This window comes from Croceitalea rosinachiae (assembly GCF_031846445.1).
Taxonomy (GTDB): domain Bacteria; phylum Bacteroidota; class Bacteroidia; order Flavobacteriales; family Flavobacteriaceae; genus Croceitalea; species Croceitalea rosinachiae.
In genome coordinates this window covers 780,151-801,790 of record NZ_JAVRHR010000002.1, presented here as the reverse complement: position 1 = coordinate 801,790, position 21,640 = coordinate 780,151, and the positions used below count along the sequence as shown (strand labels likewise).

Genomic DNA, 21,640 nt, shown 5'->3' with positions numbered 1-21,640 from the left:
TAACCCATTGAAAATTTAGGTATGCGTTATCATATTGGCGATTTAGACCAAGAAACACTTTTAGGGCTTTATGAGAAGATGTTAAAGCCCAGAATGATAGAAGAGAAGATGTTGATTTTGCTTAGACAAGGCAAAATTTCAAAATGGTTTAGTGGTATTGGGCAAGAGGCTATTTCGGTAGGGGTAACTGCAGCTTTAAAAGAAGAAGAATATATTTTGCCAATGCATCGCAACCTGGGTGTGTTTACCACAAGAGATGTCCCGTTAAATCGTCTTTTTTCGCAATGGCAGGGCAAAGCTAAGGGGTTTACAAAAGGTAGGGACAGAAGCTTCCATTTTGGTTCTCAAGAACATAGAATAGTGGGTATGATTTCGCATTTAGGCCCTCAGTTGGGTGTTGCTGACGGAATCGCATTAGCTGATGTACTTCGCAAAAAAAGAAGGGTCACCGCCGCATTTACCGGCGAGGGAGCTACTAGCGAAGGAGATTTTCATGAAGCTTTAAATGTGGCTTCAGTTTGGAACTTACCAGTGTTATTTTGCATCGAAAATAATGGATATGGACTGTCAACCCCCACAAACGAACAGTACAATTGCGAGCATTTGGTGGATAGGGCGAAGGGTTATGGAATGGAGTGTCGTATTATTGATGGCAATAACATTCTTGAAGTCCATTCTAAAATAGTAGAGTTATGCAAAGCGCTAAGAAAACGTTCACGACCAGTTTTATTGGAATTTAAGACCTTTAGAATGCGGGGTCATGAAGAGGCAAGTGGCACAAAATATGTGCCTGAGAAATTAATGAAACAATGGGCCAAGAAAGACCCCATCTCAAATTATGAAACCTTTCTTTTGAAAGAAGGAGTACTATCGGAAAAAAAAATTGAAGGGTTAAAAGAAAAGATAGCTGAAGAGATCAACGCTAACCTTGAACTTGCTTTTGCAGAAGACGCTATTAATTCAAATGTAAGTAATGAATTAAATGATGTGTATCATGGTTTTAATTATCAAGAATTTAAAAGAAATAATGAAGTAAAAAATATTCGGTTTGTTGATGCGATTTCAGATGGGTTGCGGCAATCTATGGAGCAGCACAATGAGTTGGTGATTATGGGGCAAGATGTTGCTGAATATGGAGGTGTTTTTAAAATTACGGAAGGTTTTGTAAAGCAGTTCGGAAAAAAACGGGTCCGAAATACGCCTATTTGCGAATCCGCTATTGTTTCGGCTGCCATGGGCCTATCCATTAATGGCATGAAGGCTGTGGTTGAGATGCAATTTGCAGATTTTGTAAGCTCAGGGTTTAACCCTGTAGTCAATTATTTGGCAAAGGTGCATTACCGTTGGGCACAAAAAGCAGATGTGGTTATTAGAATGCCATGTGGAGGTGGTGTTGGGGCAGGACCTTTTCATTCTCAGACCAATGAGGCATGGTTTACAAAAACACCAGGATTAAAGGTGGTCTATCCTGCTTTTCCAGAAGATGCGAAAGGACTTTTGATTACAGCGATAAACGATCCGAACCCTGTTCTGTTTTTTGAACATAAAGGTCTATATCGAAGTGTTTATGGTGATGTTCCAGAAAATTATTATTCAATTCCTCTTGGTGTTGCCAGCCTTTTGAAGGAAGGTGATGAAGTGACTATTGTCAGTTATGGCGCAGGGGTGCATTGGGCATTGGAAACTTTAGAAAATCATCCTAAACTTCATGCAGACTTAATTGATTTAAGAAGCTTGCAACCTTTGGATTGGAAAGCAATATACTCATCAGTACGAAAAACGGGAAGATTAATAATTCTGCAAGAAGATACCTTATTTGGGGGGATAGCTAGTGATATTGCCGCACAGGTTATGGAGCAATGCTTTGAATATCTTGATGCTCCTATTAAAAGGGTAGGCAGTATTGAAACTCCAGTTCCTTTTGCTAAAAACCTAGAAAATGACTACTTACCTCGAAAACGTTTTGAAGATGTCTTGCTAGAATTGGTTGCTTATTGATACTTGTTATTGGTCGATTTTAACAAATATTAACAAAAGTTGGAAGTCGATTTTTTAACCTGTGCGTATATAAATAAACACTCAAAAATTTAATTATGCGAACGACACGATTTTTATGGATAATGACCTTTGTTATCATCCTATCTTCTTGTTCAGTTTCTAAATCTGCTCGAGAACAGCGAAACCTTTTAAGCGGAACCTGGCAACTGAACGATATTTCTTATCAAAACAATACTGGAAACTTCAAATCTGTAATCTTTGGAGATGCCGAAGACATCTGCTTTGAGGGCAGTGATTGGTTTTTTAGGGATAATAACAGTACGGGGCGCTATACAATAAAGAGTAGTTCACTTTGTCAATCTGGAGATCGTTTTATAAAATGGTCCGTTATCGAACCAGCAGACCGATTGAGCCAATTACAGTTCAAGTTTATTGATGAAAAACGAAATGATGTGTCAGGCGGTCGCGGATATAGGTTGGACATAGCGAATCTAAATGCGCAAACCATGACATTGAAATCTAATGTTTCTGTAGATGGCGAGCCAATTACAATTGTATACGAATTCACAAAAAAATAAAACGATGAGAAGACTCATAAAAAAGAGTACACTATTATTTTTAGCATTTGGATTGCTGTTAGGATGCAAGACCATTCAAAACGCTAACAACAAGCAAAAGGGAGCGGTTATTGGAGCTTCCGGCGGCGCCGTTCTTGGTGGGGTCATTGGTAACAACGTCGGTAAAGGAAATACTGCCTTAGGTGCGATTATAGGCGCTGTAGTAGGTGGTGCGGCTGGCGGATATATCGGCAACCGAATGGATCGTCAGGCCGAGCGAATTGAGGAGGAGATACCTGGTGCTGAGGTAGTGCGCGTAGGAGAAGGCATCAATGTTACTTTTAATGAGGATGCCGGAGTCTATTTTGACACCAATAAATCTGAAGTTAAAGGCACTTCAGCAACAACCTTAGATAAACTGGCTAGTATTTTTAGTGAATATCCCAACTCAAATATTTTGGTAGAAGGCCATACGGATAGTGCAGGGAGTGATGAGTACAATATGTCGCTATCTCAACAGAGAGCTGAATCTGTTACAAAGTATTTAGTAACCAAGGGAGTTAACAATAGTCGTTTTAGTACTAAATGGTATGGAGAAAACCAACCAAAGGCCAGTAATGAAACCGCAGAGGGCAAAGCGAAAAATCGAAGAGTAGAATTGGCGATTGTTGCTAGTGAAGAGCTAAAACAAGAAGCATTTGATCAGACTAAGAATTAATTCTATCCAATTTTAAAAATAAATCCCGGCCAATTGGTCGGGATTTATTGTTTTAAGAGGTATCTTCCTGCCGCTATGAATTATGATGTCGTTATCATTGGAGGCGGTTTGGCGGGACTGACCGCTGCCCTTCATTTAAACCAAAGTGGTTTTCAGGTCTCGGTCGTTGAAAAAAACCAATATCCAAATCACAAGGTTTGTGGCGAATATGTTTCAAATGAAGTCAAGCCTTATCTAAAAAACCTAGGAGTTGACTTGGATAACATGGAGTGCCCCCAAATTGATACGCTACAACTCAGCACGCATTCTGGTCAAAGCATTACTGCTAAACTCCCCTTGGGTGGTTTTGGGATCAGTCGATATGAGCTTGATGCTATTTTATATCAAAATGCATTGGTTAGAAATATTCCGTTTTTCTTTGGAACGGCCACTGATATTCAATTCTTAAATGATAATTTTCACATTACTGTTCCAGGCCATCAAAAGCTTAAGGCAAAATGGGTCATTGGTGCATATGGTAAGCGATCTATTCTTGATAAAAAGTTAAATAGGACCTTTATGTCCAACAAATCACCTTGGCTTGGTGTCAAGTGCCACTATGCCTATGATGATTTCCCTAACAATTTAGTGGCATTACACAATTTTAAAGGTGGTTATGGAGGCCTCTCAAAAACGGAGCGAGGACACGTGAACTTTTGTTACCTAACCACTTTTGAGAGTTTTAAAAATTACAAAAACGTGGCCGAGTTTAATCTAAAAGTTGTTTCTCTAAACCCCTTTCTCGGGCAATTCTTAAGAAATGCAAGTCCAGTTTTTGAAAAGCCGATAAGTATTGCTCAAGTATCTTTTGAAAGAAAAAAACCGGTACAGAACCATATTTTAATGTGTGGTGATAGTGCAGGGCTTATACATCCACTTTGTGGCAATGGTATGGCCATGGCTATCCACGCAGCTAAAATCGCATCTGAATGCATAATCCAAAGTAAAGTTCAGAGCAGGGATTTCATAGAAAAAGCGTATGCTAAAAGATGGAAAAAAGAATTTCGCAATCGGTTGTGGACGGGGAGGCAGCTTCAAAGGTTGTTGATAAGTGAATTCGGTGCAAATATGGCGATAAGGACGGTGACAAAGTCTGAAAAATTATTGCGGAGCATGATTAGGCGTACTCATGGAAAACCTATATTAGTATAATGGACTTTACATCGCGTAGCAAAGAATCAGAATTGATGGATGATCCAAAAATGGATGCTGAAAAGTATCGCGAAGCATATTTAGACATTAATCGGTGCAACAGATTATTAGGCGGATATGGAATAACCATCAATGCAGTTAAAAGTTTGCTCAAGAAGCCTGTTAAAAAATCGTATACGATTTTGGATATGGGATGCGGAGATGGTGAAATGCTAAGAAGAATCTCGAAAGCATTTGAAAAACAAGGACTTGAGGCCAAACTAATAGGAGTAGACTTAAGGGATGATGTGTTGGATATAGCAAGGTCAAAATCAAAAGAATACACAAACATAAATTTTACAAAACAGGATATTCTTGAGTTAAAGGATGATTTTGATTGCGATATTGTCTTGTGTACTTTGACCATGCATCACTTTACCGATGAGCAAATACATATATTTTTAAAAAAGTTCAATACTCTTGCAAAAATAGGAGTCGTTATCAATGACTTAGAACGAAGTAAACTGTCTTACGGTCTTTTTAAACTGTTCAGTATAGTATTTATTAAAACTGCAATTGCTAAATATGATGGTTTGGTTTCCATTAGTAAAGGTTTTCGAAAAAAAGAACTATTGACTTATTCAAGACAATTAAAAACAGCAATCCATACCATAAAATGGAAGTGGGCCTTTCGCTACGTGTGGGTAATGCAAACAAATCGACTAAATTAAGCTATGGGTATCGTAAAGATAGCGGGTGTTTCAAAAGCATTGCCAAAATATACCAGAACAACATCTGACATTATTCCTTTTGTAAACCTTTGGCTTGCAGGTAAAGATGAGCGTTTTCGTCGAAAGGTGGTGAAGATATTTGAAGGTGCCGGAGTGGATAAACGCTATGGAATTATGGATATTGAAGAGGTTTTTACCGCTACTTCATTTAAGGCTAAAAACGACATCTATGTTCGGGAAGTAAAAGATTTAGGCTCAAAGGCCCTGACAAGGGCCTTGACTAAGGCCAATTGGGATGCTGGGAGCATTGATTATATCATTACCGTAAGTTGCACTGGGATCATGATTCCGTCATTGGACGCCTATTTGATCAATGACTTGGGCTTAAAACAGGACGTTGTTCGCTTACCAGTCACTGAAATGGGGTGTGCTGCAGGGGTTTCAGGTATCATCTATGCGGCCAACTTTCTAAAGAACAATCCAGGAAAAAGAGCCGCGATTGTCGCTGTTGAGAGTCCGACAGCAACCTTTCAGCTTGACGACTTTTCAATGGCAAATATGGTGAGCGCAGCAATTTTTGGTGATGGGGCTGCTGCCGTACTCTTATCATCAGAAGTAGGTGCCACTGGTCCGCATATAGTTGGCGAAGAGATGTATCATTTTAAAGACGCTACACATATGATGGGCTTTGATTTGACCAATACTGGCTTAAAGATGATATTGGATCCTTCGGTGCCAGCGGTTATTGCAGAACACTTCCCAAATATTGTACATCCTTTTTTGGCTAAGCATGATTCTTCCATTGAAAAGGTCAATCATTTGATATTTCACCCAGGAGGAAGGAAAATTGTTCAAACCGTGGAAGAATTGTTTGGTAAATTAGGGAAAGAAATTGATGATACCCGTACTATTTTGAAAGAGTACGGTAATATGAGCAGTTGCACCGTGCTTTATGTTTTAGAACGATTTCTAAATAAAGAAATATCAAAAGGAGAACAAGGTCTGATTTTGAGCTTTGGGCCTGGTTTTTCCGCGCAACGTGTACTTATTGAATGGTAATGAAAAAAGAAGACAAAAAGGATTGGGCATTAATTCTTGGAGGTAGTAGCGGTTTGGGCCTGGCAACAGCAATTAAACTCTCAAAACACAATTTTAATATTATTGTTATACATAGAGACAAAAGGTCTGATATAGAATTAATTAATGATAAATTTCAAGAAATTACTTCAAGTAGTTCAAAACTGATTTCTTTTAATGCGGATGCCACCAATGGCGCAAAGCAAAAGCTATTGATGGGTGAAATAGCGCATGCGTTGGCTGGTGCTAAGATTAAGGTGCTGGTGCATAGTATTGCGAAGGGTAATTTGAAACCCATGTATGCTAAAGAGGGTTTGGAGCTGCAGAATCAAGACTTTAACCTAACCATAGATGCTATGGCGGTTTCATTTTATGATTGGGTAAAGCTTTTGGTGTCTGATAGCTTATTTACTGAAGATGCCCGTGCGATTGCATTTACCAGTGAAGGCAACTCAAAGGCATGGGTGAATTATGGTGCCGTATCCGCCGCCAAAGCCGCACTTGAGGCAATAATGAGGAACATTGCTTTGGAATTCGCTTCGGTTGGTGTGAAAGCGAATTGTATTCAGGCCGGAATAACCCTTACCAAGTCATTTGAAATGATACCCGGGAGTGTTGTTTTAAAAGAATCTGCGCTCGAAAGAAATCCCAATGGTCGTCTAACAACACCCGAAGATGTTGCCAATGCATTGTATTTGCTGACCATGCCGGAAGCAAAATGGATTACGGGAACCATAATTAAAGTTGATGGAGGGGAGAGCTTACAATGACCAACGAAGAAATTTTAAAAAAACTACCGTATTCCGAACCCTTTCTTTTTGTGGATCTACTCCAAGAAGTAAATGAAAACGTTGTGGTCGGTAGCTATACCTTCTCAAAGAATGCGGCTTTTTACAAAGGGCATTTTAAGAACAATCCCGTTACTCCAGGGGTGATTCTAACAGAATGCTGCGCGCAAATTGGGGTGGTATGTTTAGGGATTTATCTATTGAAGCAAGAGTTGAAAAAGACTATTCAAATTGGACTTTCAAGTGCTGAGATGGAATTTCTTTTGCCTGTTTATCCTAATGAAAAGGTGAAAGTGGTTTCAGAAAAGGTGTATTTTCGATTTCAAAAACTGAAATGTAAAGTGAAAATGTACAATGCTGCTGACAAATTGGTCTGTAAAGGCACGATATCCGGTATGTTTAAAGCTAATTCTAATGAAAAATAGGGTAGTGGTCACTGGTTTAGGAGTGTGTGCCCCTAATGGTGTTGGGCTAGGGACTTTTCGGGAATCGCTTGTTCAGGCAAAAAGCGGAATAACACATTATGAAGATTTACAGAAACTTAAATTTTCATGTCAAGTCGCTGGAAAACCGAATATTAATACTGTTAACTTGAATGAGTACTTTAGTAAAGTTCAGCTGAGAGGACTTGACTCAAGCGGACTGATTTATGGTGTTCTTGCTGGAGTTGATGCTTGGAAGGATGCGCAGCTAGTGAAGTCGAACGACACCAATCCGGATTGGGATTCAGGAATTGTATTTGGAACTGGAATTTTAGGCGTGGATAAGTTCCGTGACTCCATTTACAAGCTTGATAAAGGTGATGTAAGGCGATTGGGCAGCACTTCGGTCATACAGACCATGGCTAGCGGAATAAGTGCTTATCTGGGCGGTATTTTAGGGTTGGGCAATCAAGTAACTACTAATTCTTCGGCCTGCACCACAGGAACGGAGGCTATTTTAATGGGTTTTGAACGCATTCAATCGGGCAAAGCAAAAAGAATGTTGGTCGGTAGCTGCTCGGATAGTGGGCCTTATGTTTGGGGCGGATTCGATGCTATGCGGATCCTGCCAAGAAAGTTTAACGAAACTCCTGATAAGGCAAGTAGGCCAATGAGTGCCACCGCTGCTGGATTTGTGCCAGGAAGTGGGGCCGGGGCCTTAGTTTTAGAATCTTTGGAAAGTGCGTTGGCAAGGGGTGTCAAGATATACGCTGAAGTTTTGGGAGGCGCCATAAATAGTGGTGGTCAAAGGGCAGGAGGGAGCATGACCGCACCCAACAATGCTGCAGTTCAACGGTGCATTCAAGAAGCAATAGCCAATGCAGGCATTGATGCAGAGGCTATTGATGCTATAAATGGACATTTAACGGCAACCACAAAAGATACCACGGAGATTGAAAATTGGTGCCAAGCCTTGAATCGAAGAGGTGATGAATTCCCTTATGTAAACTCCTTTAAAAGCCATTTTGGGCATTGCTTGGCTGCTGCAGGCAGTATAGAAAGTGTGGCGGCAGTATTGCAATTGGAACAGCATCAGCTATTTGCAAATTTAAATTGTGAAGATGTGCATCCTGATATTTTAAAACTGGTTTCCAATGATAAAATTCCAAGAGAAACCCTTAATTTTCCAGCAAAAATTATTGCTAAGGCGAGTTTTGGATTTGGCGATGTCAATGCTTGTCTTATTCTTAGCAAGTATCAAGATAGTCTATGAAAGAAGAAGAAAAATACCAAAAATTAAAAGAAATTGTTAAAACATATCTACCTGATGATGTGGATGTTGAATCAATTCAATTAGAAAGTAACTTTACCACTGAGCTGAACATCAATTCTGCAAACCTGGTTGATATCGTTTTGGATGTAGAGGATGTTTTCGACATTCGTTTGGAGAATGAAGACATGGATGGTATGCAAACTGTTAACGATGCTTTGATGATTATAAACAAAAAGATAGCAGGAGAATGAATGAGTTTTTGGACTGGGCATTGCCCAAACTCAAGGTTGATACAAAGTTAGTGCTAACCTATTGTATTATTTATTTTTCTTGGGGGCTCTTAATGAATTGGTTTGGCGCGGAAGTTCAAATTGCCAAATTCACCTATTGGTGGCAAGTCATTACATGTTATATCCTTTATATGGTGCCAATTTCCCTTTTATTAAGGGGGTTGCCCTTTCATGCCCAGTATGCTTATGGCCTTGTTGCCATGGGCTTGTTGGAGTTTGGAGGTTATGCATTGGAAACTTCGTATGCGTATCCCAATAACCTGTTAGATCAGTTTTTTAACGAACGTAATTTCAGCTTAGGGATGGCGCTCTTCTTTGCGTTATACTTTCCTATTGGTAACTGGGGTGTTGGTAAGATTCATCAAAGCGTATTTGGCAAGGCCTAGCCTTTTGGCGATTAATTCCTCCAGTTTATAGAAGCCTCATTGGGCCTTTATTGCATCGCTCTCGATATGTTGTTGTTTATTATCGTTGAAATGTTGTTTTTAGCTTCATTTTATGATTTCAATAAAAAGCTATAGTAAATTTATTCCCAGAACACTAGATGAAATAGAATGAAAGGAATGTATTGCCTGCTTTCTTTTGCATTCTTGGCACTTAATTTGAGTGCGCAAGAGAGTGCTAAAGAGGTTATGCTCAAAAAGCAAAAAGCGTACAACGATCGAACCATGGTTCAGCGATTTGAAAAAAAGATGATTCCTACCGCTGCAGATCGCATTAGAATCCGTCAGGAAAATGAGGAGAAACGAAAAAGTCTGTTGGTAATGATTGATACTTCAACAGTCATTAAAGATAAACTGAGGGCGCGATTAAAGCACGATGTAATGCACGATCCATTTTCAAGTCGTTTGCAAAAATTCGTGGCTTTATATAAAGTTGAGAAAATGCCTATGGCTATTGCTCAAAACGAAAAGTAATCTTCACAAGGTTGTCTTCGCGTTTTTTCTTGATTTTTATATCAAAATCATAGGAGTAGAGCTCCGCACTACCAACTAGGGTATCACCGTCTCGCTTAAACTCGATGACTAAGGGCTTTTTTATCCCTTTTAAGGTCAAAACGCCTTTAACCACATAGTCAATACCATTTTGGTTTATTTCAGAGCTTTTGAAGTGTATTCTCGGATAGTCGTTTTTGTCAAAATACTTACCGCTTTTTAGAGACCAATTGCGAAGTCCATTATTGGTGTCTAAGGTTTCTACGGCCACAGAGCCTTCGAAATAAGAATTTTCGAGTTGATTCCAATCTATGCGCGACTTTGATTCGAAGCCCGATATGGTTCCTTTTACTTCTTTATTAACAAATTCAAAACTAATGGCACCTTTTCTAATATTGGATTGTTGTGCCTGTATGGTAAGGCCATAAGAAAGGAAAAGGAACGTATATAGAAGCTTTTTAATCATTTTTGACATTGTTTTGCCTTTAAAACTAAGTCAAAAAACCCACAAAAACTTATATATGACTTAATGTGAAAGCATTTTACCCTTCTTTTTTGATAATTGTGATTCAAGTTCATGAATAACATCAAGCATTGCACTTTCTAAGTCCCCTTTATTGGATTCTGCGAAAAGCAAGGGGCCGGGCACACTTAATCTAATGGTACAGATTTTACCCGAAGTAGGGGAGTAGGAATGGGTAAGTTCAGTCTTGAAGAAAACGATGGCCCTTACCACAAAACTATATTTAACTGCGAGTTTGTTTAACTTTTTTAATGTTTTTTCTTCCAGTAGATTACTGGCTTTAACGCCTTTATATTCGAAGATAACTTCCATAGTATTTTAGATTTTAAAAACAATAGAATAGATAATTACAATGACAATTAATTTATTTTCAATGTGTTATTGAAAACTTAATACAAAGGTAAGGGGTGTTAAATTTTTAAAAGATGACATTTGTCATAGAATAAACTATAAGATTTTTCGTAATTTATACTCAGATAATACGATAAACAAAGTAAGACGTAAAATTTATATTTGTGACAACGGTAGGAGCTATAAAAGATTTAGATCAATTGGTCGTTCGTTTAGAACGAAATCACAGATGTGTGCTCCGCCAAATTAATAAGATGAATTCTTATCGTTTTGAACCCAAAGACTATGAATGCTTTATCAGACTGCGAGATTTGCGATTGAGTTTAAAACAGCTATCACAAGACCAAATGAACTTATTTGATCAATTACAAAGAAACACCTATCAATTCAATGAGGCTACCGAATTGGTTGAAGAAGTATTACAGCGTTTTAAAAAGATAGAAGGTGAATTGGCGTCTTATTTGTTGGACACTAAGGGGTATTACTAGCTTATTGTGATAAGCACTCTTCAAAGCTAATTAAAATGGGTTGAAAGCCTTTTTTATTCTTTTTTTGTTGTTCTTATGGCTAGCTCTTTATCGGTCACCACGAAAGCCCAAGAATTCCAAAATGGGGTTTTAACTATATTTTTATAATATTTTAGCGCGGTTGCTTCATCACCATTATAAAGATACCAACTGCCTATTCCATAGGCACATGTCATTTCGCTGCCATTCCACTCTGACACTGGTTTTTCAGGTGCTATTAATTCTTCAGGTTTTAGTACCCCTTTATATACCATTAGTCTTTTGAAATACACATAATTATGATCCGTGTCATAATCTTTAGGAATGGTTTCCAACAGTGCCATAGCGCTTTTAGAATTACCATTTTTTTGATAACAATTGTACAACCAATCCGTAGCACCGACGCTGTTTTTGCTGGTTATGGCGGTTGACAAACACTTTTTATAGGCCTCGGCTGCTTGAGCGAAGTCTTGATTTAAATAGTGGTATAACCCGATATGATACCAAATCCAAAATTCAAAGGTACCTTTAGGCTTTCCGTCTGCGTAGTATTCTATATCCTTCGCAGAAACTTCATTCATTAAGCCTTCTGCTTTTTTCAAATCGGTGATGGCTTTATCGAGCTTCCTGATATTGAGGTATCGATGTCCTCTGTGGCGTAATAATCGATAGGAGTTAGGGTATTTTTCTAATCCCTCTGTATACACCCCAATCGCCTTGTTATATTGATTTAACTCGATGTGGTACCCACCTAAGACCTCATAGTCGAGTTCAGTTAGTGTACCGATAGCATGAACGGAATCTATGCGCTTTTTGTATTTGATGAGTTTGGTCGAATCAACCTCCCTTTGAAATAGTTTTTCGCCCCCAAAAGAAGTAGCTTCCACAATTTTGTCTTTGATTTTTGAAACTGTTTCCTTTTGTTGTGGTGGGCTTATTGTTTTCTCTTTACATCCCACCATTAAAAAAATAAAAAGACCAACGATAATACTATTTTGATTTTTCATTTTAGAAAATTTAATTCAATACCCTGCTGCTACAGCATCTCCGGTGCGCGTGTTATCAGCTGCCCCTTCAAAAGAGCCGTCTTTTCGAACCAATATGGCCTCGGTTCTGCCCAATTGTTCTCTAACCAGTATTTGATGCCCTAGCGCTCTTAACTTTCCGGCAACTAAGCTGTCAATGGAACCTTCCTCGGCAATAATCCTATCGGGCAGCCATTGTGAGTGCAGTTTTTTAGCGTCTACTGCTTCTTGCATGGTCATACCATGGTCAATAACATTTAAAATATTTTGATAATTGATATTGATAATTGTTGAACCACCTGGCGTACCGACAACCATAAAAAGGGCTCCATTTTTCTCCACAATAGTAGGGCTCATACTGCTTAACATACGTTTATTAGGGGCAATGGCATTTGCTTCGCCACCTACGAGCCCGAAAATATTAGGAAAACCAGGTTTAATGCTAAAATTGTTCATTTCATTGTTCAAGAAAAATCCAGCACCGTCAACCATTACTTTACAGCCAAAATAACCAACCAGGGTAACTGTAATGGATACTGCATTGCCATCTTTATCGGCGATGGAAAAGTGGGTGGTTTCCAAGCTTTCAATTTTGTCCACTTTGCCCGCTTTTATTTCTTCTGAAGGGGTGGCTTTAGCCAAATCGATAGTGGCATTTCGATTGGCGATATAAGCGCTGTCCAATAACATATCCATAGGAACATCATAAAAGGCCAAATCGCCCATGTGTTCCGCCCGGTCTGCATAGGCACGACGCTGCAATTCGGTCATTACGTGAATACTTTCTGCAGTATTGTGCCCCATCTCTTTTAAGTTATAGGCATTGGAGCCTTTAAATAATTGGGCAAGAATGAGTCCGCCACTAGAGGATGGAGGCATAGAAATAATTTTATATTCATCTCTATAATCAACCTCGATAGCGTCGCGCCAGACCGATGTATAGCTGTCTAAATCTTCTTGAGTGATGATACCACCACCAGATTTCATTTCTTTAATAATCAAATCGGCAACTTCACCTTTGTAAAAGCCATCTCTGCCGTTATCCCTAATGGCAGTCAATGTTTTGGCGAGGTCTTTCTGTACAAGAGAATCGCCTTCTTTCCACTCTTTAAGAAACAACATGGTAGAATCGTTCACTTTTTTTAACTGTGGCTGTGAGCGGTTAAAATACCAAGCATCATAATCTGAAATAGCTACGCCGCTTTCTGCGAGATCAATGGCAGGTTGAATCAATTCTTTAAAATCAACGGAACCAAATTTTTTGTGAATTTGGTCCATACCATCAACGGTGCCCGGGGTACAGGCCGCTAAATGCCCCAAAAGTGCCTTTTGGTTCATCACAGAATCGGTTTGAGGATCTATGAACATATTTCGAGAAGCAGCGGCAGGAGCGGTTTCACGAAAATCAAGCGCGCCTTTTTTTCCTTCGGCAGTTCTATAGACCATATAACCGCCACCGCCTAAATTTCCTGCCTTTGGCAAAACAACGGATAGCGCATATTTTACGGCAATGGCGGCGTCAAAAGCATTACCGCCATTTTTTAGAACGGCCAAACCAACTTTAGTGGCTATGGGGTGGGCGGTAACGACCATACCATTGGCGCCAACAACACCTTCATTTTCCGTTCTGGGAATTTGAACTTCAGCTAATTTGTTGTTTTTATCGGTTTGATTCGTTCTACAATTACATAGTAGTATGAAAAATAAAAGTGTGCATAGTTTTTTGGTCAGTTGCATTAGGCTATGGTATTGATGTAGATTACAAATTACAATTTTATAATTTATGTTTTAAGAGTAGAGGATTTAGGAGACTGGAATAGAGTTGTTGCAGGGAACATCAAAAATCCTATTTTACATAATATAAATTATAGTACAAAGTATAGCATTTGAACCACACAAAAGAATATACGTTTGTAAGCTATAATTCTATATTATATAAAATATCCCTCAAGCTCTGAGAATCGATTAAAACTTACAACAGGGTCATTAAACTTTTTTAAGCGGTGTCTGCGACGCATATTTTCATTTGTACCATAATTTGCCGTTATGTAAAATAGCCGCTGCCAAACGCTCGATTGCTTTTTAAAATCAAATTGCTCAGGCAATTTATTTTAAACACAATTTGCCACCGCTTGCCAACGCCATTTAAAAGCTAGCATTTTAGATTCTTTCAAAATTTGAGTATTCGAGGAAATGTGTGCAAAATTTTTTTCTACGACATTCTCGTCAGCTTGCCGCAACAGCTAAAAATTACTCTGCGAGATAATTTCTTAGCCCTTGCTACTTCTCGTCTTGTTTGAAGTTTTTTTGAATGTGTTCCTAACATTATGTAAAATAGACTTTTCAGCATTGTACGCGTAAGCGTTTTTATTTATCTTTTTTTCTTGATAAAAAAAGAAACAAAAAAATCAAGGCTTACAGATAATTTTAGAAACAATGTACGGCTAAGTCGCTATATTCTAGAAATCATTTTAACTCTTAAGACCACTTTGAACTCTTTGAAACATTAAGATGGTCAACAAACCTTATAACCAGCCATCTAGAATATGGCCGCTCCCCTCGCCTATTGTTTAGCTAAAATTCTCTTAGGCCATAACGTTTACTTCAATAACCAACATTTTAGAAACTACTTTTGAATAGAAAATTATTCAGATACCATTATATTCTTCGTCTAAAACCGGTTTAAACCACTGCGTGGGTCCTTTATCGCGACTTGAAATTGCTATATGTGCAAACTCGGAATTTGGAGCGGCACCATGCCAATGTTTAATATTTGGTAAACACTTTATCGTCTCTCCAATGCGTAATATACGTTTGGGTTTTCCTTCTTCTTGATAGTAACCTTCACCTTGGGTTACGATTAATATTTGCCCTGCCGGATGTGAATGCCAATTGGTACGTGCAGCGGGTTCAAAAGTAACCAAACCGGCATACATGGTATTTAAACTGTCCGGTGCTGCCAACATATTTAACCATGCGGTACCTGTAAAATTCGAATTTTCTATTTTAGTCCCTTTCTCGAAAAGTTGAACTTCCTTTTTACTTTCCTTTGGCGTGTTACATGCTGTCAAAAGTATCAGTAAAATGGCAATAGTATAGTATCCAGTATTTTTCATGGTTGTTTTTATTCAGTTCGTCTTTTCAATACTTCTGTAAGGACTGTTTTTGTTGCAAAAACATTGTCTTCAGTTGTAGTAATCACTAAGGTTTCAGTAAACTCTTTCAATTGTTCGGCTTGCCAGCCAACGTTCAATGAAAGGTTTAAGTGGCTTCTTAGCATAGGCTTTAAACTTCCCAAACTTGCAATGACGGAAATGGTCACCAGTTCACGTTGTTTATAGGTAAGCACATCTCGCTCAAAAATATCCGCAAATAAATGCTCTTTAAGAAACCTGTCCATTTCGGGTGAAAACTTTTGGTATTCTGGTTTTCCATCTAACGGTCGTCCAACAAGTTCTTCCAAAATAGTCTTTCCTCGTTCATATTTGCTTCTAGAATCGTCAATAGTTGTGGCTTCTGGGCCCCATTCATCTTCTATACCTTTAGCCGTCCTTTCTTCCAGTACTACTAAAAGTGTTTGCAAACCGCGTATACTTCTTGGGAACCCGGCATAGGCGTACAAATGAACCAATACCTCTTTGGCTTCATTCACGGTTAGCTTATGATCTAATCCTTCATGGAGAACATCCTTGAGCTGAGATAAATTGCCTTGGGCAGTGTGACTTGCAATTTTGATCATACTTTTCTCTTGGTTGGATAAAGCATTGTCTGATGTTGCTTGTTGCGCTATTGATTGACAGCTGATAAATAATACTAACCCGACGAATATATTCGCCGTGCGAAAGATATTTTTTAAACGCATGATAGGTACTGGTCTTGATGACGTTACTTTCATTAGTGGTGAATTAGTCGTTCAGTTGATCGGCAACACTATCATAATATTCTTGTGTTAGCACTTCGGTCCATGTGGTGGGTTGTCCTCCTCCATAAATTGCTAAATAGGTAACATCACTATCTTTAGTGGAAGCATGCCAGTGCTCTGTTTCTTTATCACATTTGATCACATCACCTGCTTTAAGTATCACAGGGTCTTTTCCTCTTTCTTGATAATAACCTTCACCGTCTACGTAAATAAGAACTTGAGAGGTTGAATGTTTATGCCAGTCTAACGTAGAATTAGCCTTAAAAGTGGCTTTGGTAATATTAAAGTCGGTTTCATCATCAGCCTGTAATACACCGTTCAACCAAGCTTCGCCAATATAATGCGTATTGGGTGCCTTGAAGCCCTCGTCTTTGTATGAAGACACTTTGTAGTCCGTATTTTGGGCAAAAATGCAAATAGGAAGCATAAACAGTACTGTTGTAATTAGATTTTTCATTTCTTTTTTTTTTAGTTTAATTTCTTTTCTTCTAGCCAATTGTACATCACATCGGCTATTTCTTGATTATTTAAATCGGACATGGGAAAGTGTGTATTTCCTTTGATTCCTATTTCTGGTAACACTACTAAAGTAACGTCACCACCAGCGTCATTTACGGTTTTTTTCCATTTACGAGCCATAGAAAGAGCGGCACGCCATTGGTCTTGACCAGGGTTTTCAACCTCAGTTTCAGGGATGTAATCCCCATAATAAATTACAATAGGAATCTTGGTCAGTTTTTGAAACTCTTCCATAGAAACACCTTTAGCACGTAATGTTCCGCCCACATAAGAAATGGGCTCAGGAATGTTATCTTCCGGAAAAACAAAATTACTACCAGGTTCGTACGCTACTATAGCTTTTATTCGATTGGTCTTTAGAGCGGCACTCCAACCTTGTCCGCCACTATGGGAATGGGTAACAAGGATTCCGTCACCAATTTTTCCGAATAATTGAGAAACCGCTTCAATATTAAGATTGATGTTTAAAGGTCCCGTATCTGGAGTACTACTACGGAAGAATTGATTTAAAGCTTCAGGGTCCTTAGAAAATTGAACGTTCGGATAAAAACGTTTACCCTCGCCCATTCTGAATATGCCGAACCACAGTTGGTCTTCAGTTTTAGCTTCCAATGTTTTTGGTTCTAAGCTTTGTCCTGCCAATCCCCTTCTGGGTTGATCTAATAAATAGACAGGATACCGTTTTTTAAGGAATATACTTTGAAATCCTTCCCTGCCATCTGGAGTGCTTTGCCAAGTTCGCATGGACTGACCGTAGCCGTGCCAAAACACTAGAGGAAGCTTACGCGGTTCCGTAGGAATTTGATAAAATACCGATGCGTGATCACCATGCAAGGTCTGCCCTTCGGTACTTTGATTTGTGGGATTAAAAGCACCATGGGCAATGGGGTCAAAAGAGCCTGGACTTTGCTTAACCGAACCACCAACGGCAAAAGTCCCCTGTTTTTGAATAGAAATAATATCATTTGATTCAACAGGAGTATCTGCTATTTGCTTGTTTTGTTCATTACAGCCAATACATAAAAGTATGCTTGTAAGTACTAATGTATATTTTAGCTTTATCATGTATTACTTTGTTTTTGTAGTCATTTTAATAAGGGTATGCCTTTTCTTAAATCTTTCTCTTTGTTGGAAAGCTATAGTTCAATAGCACGCTCCAAGTGAAATCATCATCGGGCAATATTTGGGTGCTTATGCCTTTATTTACAACACCTGTCAACGAAAATGGACACTGTTCTTTACCAATGGTCAAGAACGCTGAGGTATAATATCCGGTGAGATCGTCAGAGGTAAGATAGTAAACTTGTGGTGTAAAATTCATATAAAACGATTCTGAAATGGGAATTTGACTAAAGGTAGCATTAAGCACCAAAAAATTAGTTTCTTTTACCCCTTCATCAAAACCGCGGGCATACAGGTAATACATACCAATACTAGTATGCTTTGATAATTTATAGCTGGGTACCACTTCGGCACCTAAATATCTTCTAGAATCTAAAAGTTCTTCGGTATTTCCGTTTCTAATAACATTTACAGTTCTAAAATTCAGTCCGGGATGCGCCCCTACCCTCAGTGAAAACTTTTCTTTTTCAATCGCCTTATAGCGAAACCAAAAAAGCATAGTCCACGGTTTGGCATCGAGAGAAAAACGCATGTCAGGCTCAAAACTTAACTTTTTTTTGGTGAATTTTAAATCGAACAGCAAAGCGGGATCATCTAAAGAAAAAGAAGGAACTAATGAAACGCCATTATGGGTTATACTTGCACTTCCTCTAAAGTCATCTAAAAACCTATAGTTTTTATCTTTTGCATTTTCCTGCGCATTAGCAGTACTTAATAACAGCAATAACATTAAAGTTCCTATCTTCTTCATTGTACGTGATTACAATGCCAAAATTAGGGGAAGAACTTAGGTGCGGTACTACCCAAATAACGGATGTTTATACCAAAATTACAGATAATACATATGTAGCTTGATGATGTGATCATCAATAGGTTATCTTTATTTCAAATACAATGAGTCGTGAAGAATATTTTAGAAATTAAAACCATTGTAGACTACTTTAAATTGAGAAATTACGAAGTTCTGCATCCTTTGGTAGGTATTGTCGATTTTAAAAAGGTAAACCAAACCGGATATACCAATCAGAAGTACGACGGATTTCATTACAGCTGTTATGCTATTTTTTTGAAGGATGCCGTGGGCTGTAAATTAAAGTATGGAGGTAACTCATATGATTATGACGAAGGTACTTTGGTTTTTATGGCGCCCAACCAGACTATTGAACTTGGCGGTTATGAACCGGGTTTTGTACCCAAAGGCTATGCTTTGCTTTTTCACCCAGACCTATTGCTGGGTACAAGTTTGGCAAAAAAGATTCACGAATTTAATTTCTTTGCGTACTCAAGTAATGAGGCTTTGCATTTATCCGCTAAAGAGCGAAAGCTAATCTTGAGTTTATTGGAAAAAATTCAGTTTGAATTGGAACAGCCCATTGATAAACATAGCAAGAAACTGATTGTGACCAATATTGAGCTATTTTTAGACTATTGCCTTCGTTTTTATGACAGGCAATTCATTACACGTGAAGTAGTGAATAAGGGTACTTTAGAGAAGTTTGATCATCTACTTTCTCAATATTTTTCATCGGAAAAGCCAAAAATTAATGGTTTACCTTCAGTAGCATATTTTGCGGATCAGCTTCATTTATCTTCCAATTATTTTGGTGATCTGGTTAAAAAGGAAACCGGCAAATCTGCCCAAGAATTTATTCAAGCGAAATTGATAGATGTAGCTAAGGAAAAAGTTTTCGACCCTAACAAATCAGTGAGTGAAATCGCCTATGAACTAGGTTTTAAATATCCGCAACACTTTAGTCGGTTGTTCAAACAAAAAGTAGGGCGTTCCCCTAAGGAGTTTAGGACCTCTATTAATTAATTGAGGTTAAAACCATTTCACACACATTACACTCCCCTCCTACCGTCGGCTCGTATAATAAGTGTTCCATTACCTTTAGAAGAAAGTTTTTAGAAAGAAAAAAACAAGGAAAAAAGTAGAAACTTTCGCTTTTAACCAAAGCTCAAGTTACATAACGCGGAACATTATGATACATTTTGTATTATTGGTTTAGCCAGTGGCTGAAGCAAAAATCAAGAAAGATGATGCGGCTGCCAATATACTGTAAAGGTTAAATCAAAAACGTAAATCATAATTCTATTATGTCAAATATCCCTTCCAAAGCCGGTTATTGTTTCAAATACTTGTCCAAAAAAGTAATGACTTTACCTATATTTTCTTTATTTGAAAATTTAGCTCCGCCGTGCTTACCGCCCTCAATTACTTCAAATCGTACGTCTTCCTTACCCAACACTTGGTACAATTTATGTGCAAAACTTTGACTCTGAATATATGGGATAAGAGGGTCTTTGTTGCCGACTTGTACATAAAATGGAGGGTCGGAATCATCAATATAGGTTTCTGGATTCGCGCTTTGAACTAGATGGAAGTTTTCAGGGGCTGATATATCAGCTCCGATATACTTGCTCTCAAGGACTACGTTAAAAGACTCTTTAAATCCCAACTGTTTCGCATCGCGCTTCATTGTGGTAAAATCAATAGGTCCGAACCAATCTACGCAAGCCTGTATTTTGGTCGACTCATTTTTGAAAAAGCCCACACTACCATCTATGTATTTGTTTCCCGCCGAGGTTCCTATCATGGCCGATAGGTTACCGCCTGCAGAAGAGCCCCAACACCCAATTCTATCAGGGTTAACGGAGTAGTTAGCCGCATTTCCCCTTGTAAAGCGGATGGCTGCCTTAATATCGTGGATCGCAGCCGGAAAGATCGCTTCTCCACTCAATCTATAGTTCACGCAAATGGCTACATATTCATTGGCGACCAGTATCTTTGCCAAGGAATACTTGGCTTTCTTGTCCCCTGATTTGAATCCTCCACCGTGAATTAAAAGCACCGCTGGAAACGGACCAGCACCATCTGGTATAAAAATATCCATCTTTTGTGCTGCCGAGTCGTTGGCGTACCTCACATCACGATGCTGATTCTCTATTGAGGACATATTAGTACACCCATATAGAATTACATAAAGCACTAAGAGCCAAGTCTTTGTTTTCATAGCTTTTGGAAATCAGTTATCTACGCTTACTAAATTCACTTAATTCTGCTTAACCATTCGGCTGATACCCCAATAAATTCTGCGATATATTTAGCTGGTATTTGTCTTACAACTTCAGGACACGCTTCGCTCAGATATTGATACATCCTTTTGGTGGTAAGGGTTATTAATTTAGTATGGAATTCGTTGATTGCCAAAAGAGCATATATAGTTTCTTCCATATAAGCCTTTTTTAAGGAATCATCTTTTTCTAGTCTTTTTAGTATAACACTCTTTTGAAGAACAAGCAGTTCTGAATGCATTATAGCTTTGAGCTGGGAGTTGGAAATGGAGTCGCTGAAGTAGCTATCAATTACGGTCATTATTGGATGAAATGATTGTAGATGGAAGTTGATTGTGCGCAAACTGTCGAAGACCACATTATAGTTTTGGCAAACAAACCCACCATTCAAAATCAAAAAAACCTTATCACATTTTTCTCCTATATCCACAATGCATTCAGAAGGTCTTACCGTCTTATGAGTGCCCTTCTCTTTAAAAAAATCAAATATCTGGTTTTTATGATGGTATCTCGATTGGTCTATCATACAAAAGTCGATTTAATTGGTAAGTACGCACAAAACAGATTAAGACAAATGTTACGAAAAAATAAATGAAAAAATCTTTAATTAAGTCAATTTCATTTCTACTTGATAGTCC

General features: G+C 38.5%; 25 protein-coding genes. 14 read left to right on the top strand and 11 right to left on the bottom strand.

What is annotated here, in order from left to right:
• Positions 1 to 21 precede the first annotated feature (21 nt).
• The 12 genes from RM706_RS11375 to RM706_RS11320 all read left to right on the top strand — a co-directional run bounded on the left by RM706_RS11375 (position 22) and on the right by RM706_RS11320 (position 9,941).
• Positions 22 to 1,998 carry an alpha-ketoacid dehydrogenase subunit alpha/beta gene (locus RM706_RS11375; protein WP_311351550.1) on the top strand — a complete coding sequence of 659 codons (1,977 nt, stop codon included), beginning with the start codon at positions 22 to 24 and terminating at the stop codon, positions 1,996 to 1,998.
• A gap of 95 nt (positions 1,999 to 2,093) precedes the next feature.
• On the top strand, positions 2,094 to 2,576 hold the full coding sequence (locus tag RM706_RS11370; RefSeq protein ID WP_311351548.1) for a lipocalin family protein: 483 nt from the start codon (positions 2,094 to 2,096) through the stop codon (positions 2,574 to 2,576).
• A gap of 4 nt (positions 2,577 to 2,580) precedes the next feature.
• The gene (locus tag RM706_RS11365) at positions 2,581 to 3,273 is read left to right on the top strand and encodes a YiaD family glycine zipper/OmpA-like lipoprotein (protein WP_311351546.1); all 693 of its coding nucleotides are present in this window, start codon (positions 2,581 to 2,583) and stop codon (positions 3,271 to 3,273) included.
• Positions 3,274 to 3,348: 75 nt separating this feature from the next.
• Positions 3,349 to 4,464, top strand: coding sequence for an NAD(P)/FAD-dependent oxidoreductase (locus RM706_RS11360; protein ID WP_311351544.1), 1,116 nt, complete (start codon positions 3,349 to 3,351; stop codon positions 4,462 to 4,464).
• On the top strand, positions 4,464 to 5,174 hold the full coding sequence (locus RM706_RS11355) for a methyltransferase domain-containing protein (RefSeq protein WP_311351542.1): 711 nt from the start codon (positions 4,464 to 4,466) through the stop codon (positions 5,172 to 5,174). The genes RM706_RS11360 and RM706_RS11355 overlap by 1 nt, the downstream gene beginning before the upstream one ends.
• A gap of 3 nt (positions 5,175 to 5,177) precedes the next feature.
• Positions 5,178 to 6,233 carry a type III polyketide synthase gene (locus RM706_RS11350; RefSeq protein WP_311351540.1) on the top strand — a complete coding sequence of 352 codons (1,056 nt, stop codon included), beginning with the start codon at positions 5,178 to 5,180 and terminating at the stop codon, positions 6,231 to 6,233.
• Positions 6,233 to 7,021 carry an SDR family oxidoreductase gene (locus tag RM706_RS11345; protein ID WP_311351538.1) on the top strand — a complete coding sequence of 263 codons (789 nt, stop codon included), beginning with the start codon at positions 6,233 to 6,235 and terminating at the stop codon, positions 7,019 to 7,021. Before RM706_RS11350 ends, RM706_RS11345 begins: the two co-directional genes overlap by 1 nt.
• Entirely contained in the window at positions 7,018 to 7,464 is a 447-nt protein-coding gene (locus RM706_RS11340) for a 3-hydroxyacyl-ACP dehydratase FabZ family protein (RefSeq protein ID WP_311351536.1), read from the top strand. The genes RM706_RS11345 and RM706_RS11340 overlap by 4 nt, the downstream gene beginning before the upstream one ends.
• Positions 7,454 to 8,734, top strand: a complete 1,281-nt coding sequence (locus RM706_RS11335) for a beta-ketoacyl-[acyl-carrier-protein] synthase family protein (protein WP_311351534.1) — start codon at positions 7,454 to 7,456, stop codon at positions 8,732 to 8,734. The genes RM706_RS11340 and RM706_RS11335 overlap by 11 nt, the downstream gene beginning before the upstream one ends.
• Positions 8,731 to 8,985 (top strand): acyl carrier protein, encoded by a 255-nt coding sequence (locus RM706_RS11330; RefSeq protein ID WP_311351532.1) that lies wholly within the window; start codon positions 8,731 to 8,733, stop codon positions 8,983 to 8,985. Before RM706_RS11335 ends, RM706_RS11330 begins: the two co-directional genes overlap by 4 nt.
• On the top strand, positions 8,982 to 9,410 hold the full coding sequence (locus RM706_RS11325) for a hypothetical protein (protein WP_311351530.1): 429 nt from the start codon (positions 8,982 to 8,984) through the stop codon (positions 9,408 to 9,410). Before RM706_RS11330 ends, RM706_RS11325 begins: the two co-directional genes overlap by 4 nt.
• Positions 9,411 to 9,578: 168 nt before the next feature.
• A complete protein-coding gene (locus tag RM706_RS11320; RefSeq protein WP_311351528.1) occupies positions 9,579 to 9,941 on the top strand; it encodes a hypothetical protein in 363 nt (120 codons plus the stop codon).
• On the opposite strand, the gene RM706_RS11315 is transcribed toward RM706_RS11320, so the two are convergent.
• Together RM706_RS11315 and RM706_RS11310 are read right to left on the bottom strand one after the other, a co-directional pair.
• Positions 9,919 to 10,425 (bottom strand): YceI family protein, encoded by a 507-nt coding sequence (locus RM706_RS11315; RefSeq protein WP_311351526.1) that lies wholly within the window; start codon positions 10,423 to 10,425, stop codon positions 9,919 to 9,921. The genes RM706_RS11320 and RM706_RS11315 overlap by 23 nt on opposite strands.
• Positions 10,426 to 10,485: 60 nt before the next feature.
• Positions 10,486 to 10,794, bottom strand: a complete 309-nt coding sequence (locus tag RM706_RS11310; RefSeq protein ID WP_311351523.1) for an HPF/RaiA family ribosome-associated protein — start codon at positions 10,792 to 10,794, stop codon at positions 10,486 to 10,488.
• A 203-nt stretch (positions 10,795 to 10,997) separates the two neighbouring features.
• On the opposite strand from RM706_RS11310, the gene RM706_RS11305 reads away from it, so the two are divergent.
• Positions 10,998 to 11,321 (top strand): hypothetical protein, encoded by a 324-nt coding sequence (locus tag RM706_RS11305; RefSeq protein ID WP_311351521.1) that lies wholly within the window; start codon positions 10,998 to 11,000, stop codon positions 11,319 to 11,321.
• Between the two features lie 53 nt (positions 11,322 to 11,374).
• Here the strand turns inward: RM706_RS11305 and RM706_RS11300 are convergent, their stop codons facing one another.
• From RM706_RS11300 to RM706_RS11270, 7 genes are all read right to left on the bottom strand, one after another.
• Entirely contained in the window at positions 11,375 to 12,346 is a 972-nt protein-coding gene (locus RM706_RS11300; RefSeq protein ID WP_311351520.1) for a tetratricopeptide repeat protein, read from the bottom strand.
• Between the two features lie 15 nt (positions 12,347 to 12,361).
• Positions 12,362 to 14,101 (bottom strand): gamma-glutamyltransferase, encoded by a 1,740-nt coding sequence (gene ggt, locus RM706_RS11295; RefSeq protein WP_311351518.1) that lies wholly within the window; start codon positions 14,099 to 14,101, stop codon positions 12,362 to 12,364.
• A 911-nt stretch (positions 14,102 to 15,012) separates the two neighbouring features.
• Positions 15,013 to 15,480: a cupin domain-containing protein gene (locus RM706_RS11290; protein WP_311351516.1), complete on the bottom strand. Its 468-nt coding sequence runs from the start codon at positions 15,478 to 15,480 to the stop codon at positions 15,013 to 15,015.
• Between the two features lie 8 nt (positions 15,481 to 15,488).
• Positions 15,489 to 16,259, bottom strand: a complete 771-nt coding sequence (locus RM706_RS11285; protein ID WP_311351514.1) for a carboxymuconolactone decarboxylase family protein — start codon at positions 16,257 to 16,259, stop codon at positions 15,489 to 15,491.
• A gap of 10 nt (positions 16,260 to 16,269) precedes the next feature.
• Complete coding sequence (locus RM706_RS11280; protein WP_311351512.1) at positions 16,270 to 16,743, bottom strand: cupin domain-containing protein; 474 nt, start codon at positions 16,741 to 16,743, stop codon at positions 16,270 to 16,272.
• Between the two features lie 11 nt (positions 16,744 to 16,754).
• On the bottom strand, positions 16,755 to 17,870 hold the full coding sequence (locus RM706_RS11275) for an alpha/beta hydrolase (RefSeq protein ID WP_027067147.1): 1,116 nt from the start codon (positions 17,868 to 17,870) through the stop codon (positions 16,755 to 16,757).
• A 46-nt stretch (positions 17,871 to 17,916) separates the two neighbouring features.
• Positions 17,917 to 18,678, bottom strand: a complete 762-nt coding sequence (locus tag RM706_RS11270) for a hypothetical protein (protein ID WP_311351507.1) — start codon at positions 18,676 to 18,678, stop codon at positions 17,917 to 17,919.
• A gap of 150 nt (positions 18,679 to 18,828) precedes the next feature.
• On the opposite strand from RM706_RS11270, the gene RM706_RS11265 reads away from it, so the two are divergent.
• On the top strand, positions 18,829 to 19,743 hold the full coding sequence (locus RM706_RS11265) for a helix-turn-helix domain-containing protein (RefSeq protein WP_311351505.1): 915 nt from the start codon (positions 18,829 to 18,831) through the stop codon (positions 19,741 to 19,743).
• Positions 19,744 to 20,050: 307 nt separating this feature from the next.
• Here RM706_RS11265 and RM706_RS11260 read toward each other — a convergent pair whose 3' ends face one another.
• Positions 20,051 to 20,941: an alpha/beta hydrolase fold domain-containing protein gene (locus RM706_RS11260; RefSeq protein ID WP_311351502.1), complete on the bottom strand. Its 891-nt coding sequence runs from the start codon at positions 20,939 to 20,941 to the stop codon at positions 20,051 to 20,053.
• 35 nt (positions 20,942 to 20,976) lie between these two features.
• Positions 20,977 to 21,528, bottom strand: coding sequence for a cyclic nucleotide-binding domain-containing protein (locus tag RM706_RS11255; protein ID WP_311351500.1), 552 nt, complete (start codon positions 21,526 to 21,528; stop codon positions 20,977 to 20,979).
• Positions 21,529 to 21,640 lie beyond the last annotated feature (112 nt).

What these genes read in the sequence shown, in the direction of transcription:
- RM706_RS11375 (WP_311351550.1), top strand. Translation starts at nt 22, where the DNA reads ATGCGTTATCATATTGGCGATTTAGACCAAGAAACACTTTTAGGGCTT.
- RM706_RS11370 (WP_311351548.1), top strand. Translation starts at nt 2,094, where the DNA reads ATGCGAACGACACGATTTTTATGGATAATGACCTTTGTTATCATCCTA.
- RM706_RS11365 (WP_311351546.1), top strand. Translation starts at nt 2,581, where the DNA reads ATGAGAAGACTCATAAAAAAGAGTACACTATTATTTTTAGCATTTGGA.
- RM706_RS11360 (WP_311351544.1), top strand. Translation starts at nt 3,349, where the DNA reads ATGAATTATGATGTCGTTATCATTGGAGGCGGTTTGGCGGGACTGACC.
- RM706_RS11355 (WP_311351542.1), top strand. Translation starts at nt 4,464, where the DNA reads ATGGACTTTACATCGCGTAGCAAAGAATCAGAATTGATGGATGATCCA.
- RM706_RS11350 (WP_311351540.1), top strand. Translation starts at nt 5,178, where the DNA reads ATGGGTATCGTAAAGATAGCGGGTGTTTCAAAAGCATTGCCAAAATAT.
- RM706_RS11345 (WP_311351538.1), top strand. Translation starts at nt 6,233, where the DNA reads ATGAAAAAAGAAGACAAAAAGGATTGGGCATTAATTCTTGGAGGTAGT.
- RM706_RS11340 (WP_311351536.1), top strand. Translation starts at nt 7,018, where the DNA reads ATGACCAACGAAGAAATTTTAAAAAAACTACCGTATTCCGAACCCTTT.
- RM706_RS11335 (WP_311351534.1), top strand. Translation starts at nt 7,454, where the DNA reads ATGAAAAATAGGGTAGTGGTCACTGGTTTAGGAGTGTGTGCCCCTAAT.
- RM706_RS11330 (WP_311351532.1), top strand. Translation starts at nt 8,731, where the DNA reads ATGAAAGAAGAAGAAAAATACCAAAAATTAAAAGAAATTGTTAAAACA.
- RM706_RS11325 (WP_311351530.1), top strand. Translation starts at nt 8,982, where the DNA reads ATGAATGAGTTTTTGGACTGGGCATTGCCCAAACTCAAGGTTGATACA.
- RM706_RS11320 (WP_311351528.1), top strand. Translation starts at nt 9,579, where the DNA reads ATGAAAGGAATGTATTGCCTGCTTTCTTTTGCATTCTTGGCACTTAAT.
- RM706_RS11315 (WP_311351526.1), bottom strand. Translation starts at nt 10,425, where the DNA reads ATGATTAAAAAGCTTCTATATACGTTCCTTTTCCTTTCTTATGGCCTT.
- RM706_RS11310 (WP_311351523.1), bottom strand. Translation starts at nt 10,794, where the DNA reads ATGGAAGTTATCTTCGAATATAAAGGCGTTAAAGCCAGTAATCTACTG.
- RM706_RS11300 (WP_311351520.1), bottom strand. Translation starts at nt 12,346, where the DNA reads ATGAAAAATCAAAATAGTATTATCGTTGGTCTTTTTATTTTTTTAATG.
- ggt (WP_311351518.1), bottom strand. Translation starts at nt 14,101, where the DNA reads ATGCAACTGACCAAAAAACTATGCACACTTTTATTTTTCATACTACTA.
- RM706_RS11290 (WP_311351516.1), bottom strand. Translation starts at nt 15,480, where the DNA reads ATGAAAAATACTGGATACTATACTATTGCCATTTTACTGATACTTTTG.
- RM706_RS11285 (WP_311351514.1), bottom strand. Translation starts at nt 16,259, where the DNA reads ATGAAAGTAACGTCATCAAGACCAGTACCTATCATGCGTTTAAAAAAT.
- RM706_RS11280 (WP_311351512.1), bottom strand. Translation starts at nt 16,743, where the DNA reads ATGAAAAATCTAATTACAACAGTACTGTTTATGCTTCCTATTTGCATT.
- RM706_RS11275 (WP_027067147.1), bottom strand. Translation starts at nt 17,870, where the DNA reads ATGATAAAGCTAAAATATACATTAGTACTTACAAGCATACTTTTATGT.
- RM706_RS11270 (WP_311351507.1), bottom strand. Translation starts at nt 18,678, where the DNA reads ATGAAGAAGATAGGAACTTTAATGTTATTGCTGTTATTAAGTACTGCT.
- RM706_RS11260 (WP_311351502.1), bottom strand. Translation starts at nt 20,941, where the DNA reads ATGAAAACAAAGACTTGGCTCTTAGTGCTTTATGTAATTCTATATGGG.
- RM706_RS11255 (WP_311351500.1), bottom strand. Translation starts at nt 21,528, where the DNA reads ATGATAGACCAATCGAGATACCATCATAAAAACCAGATATTTGATTTT.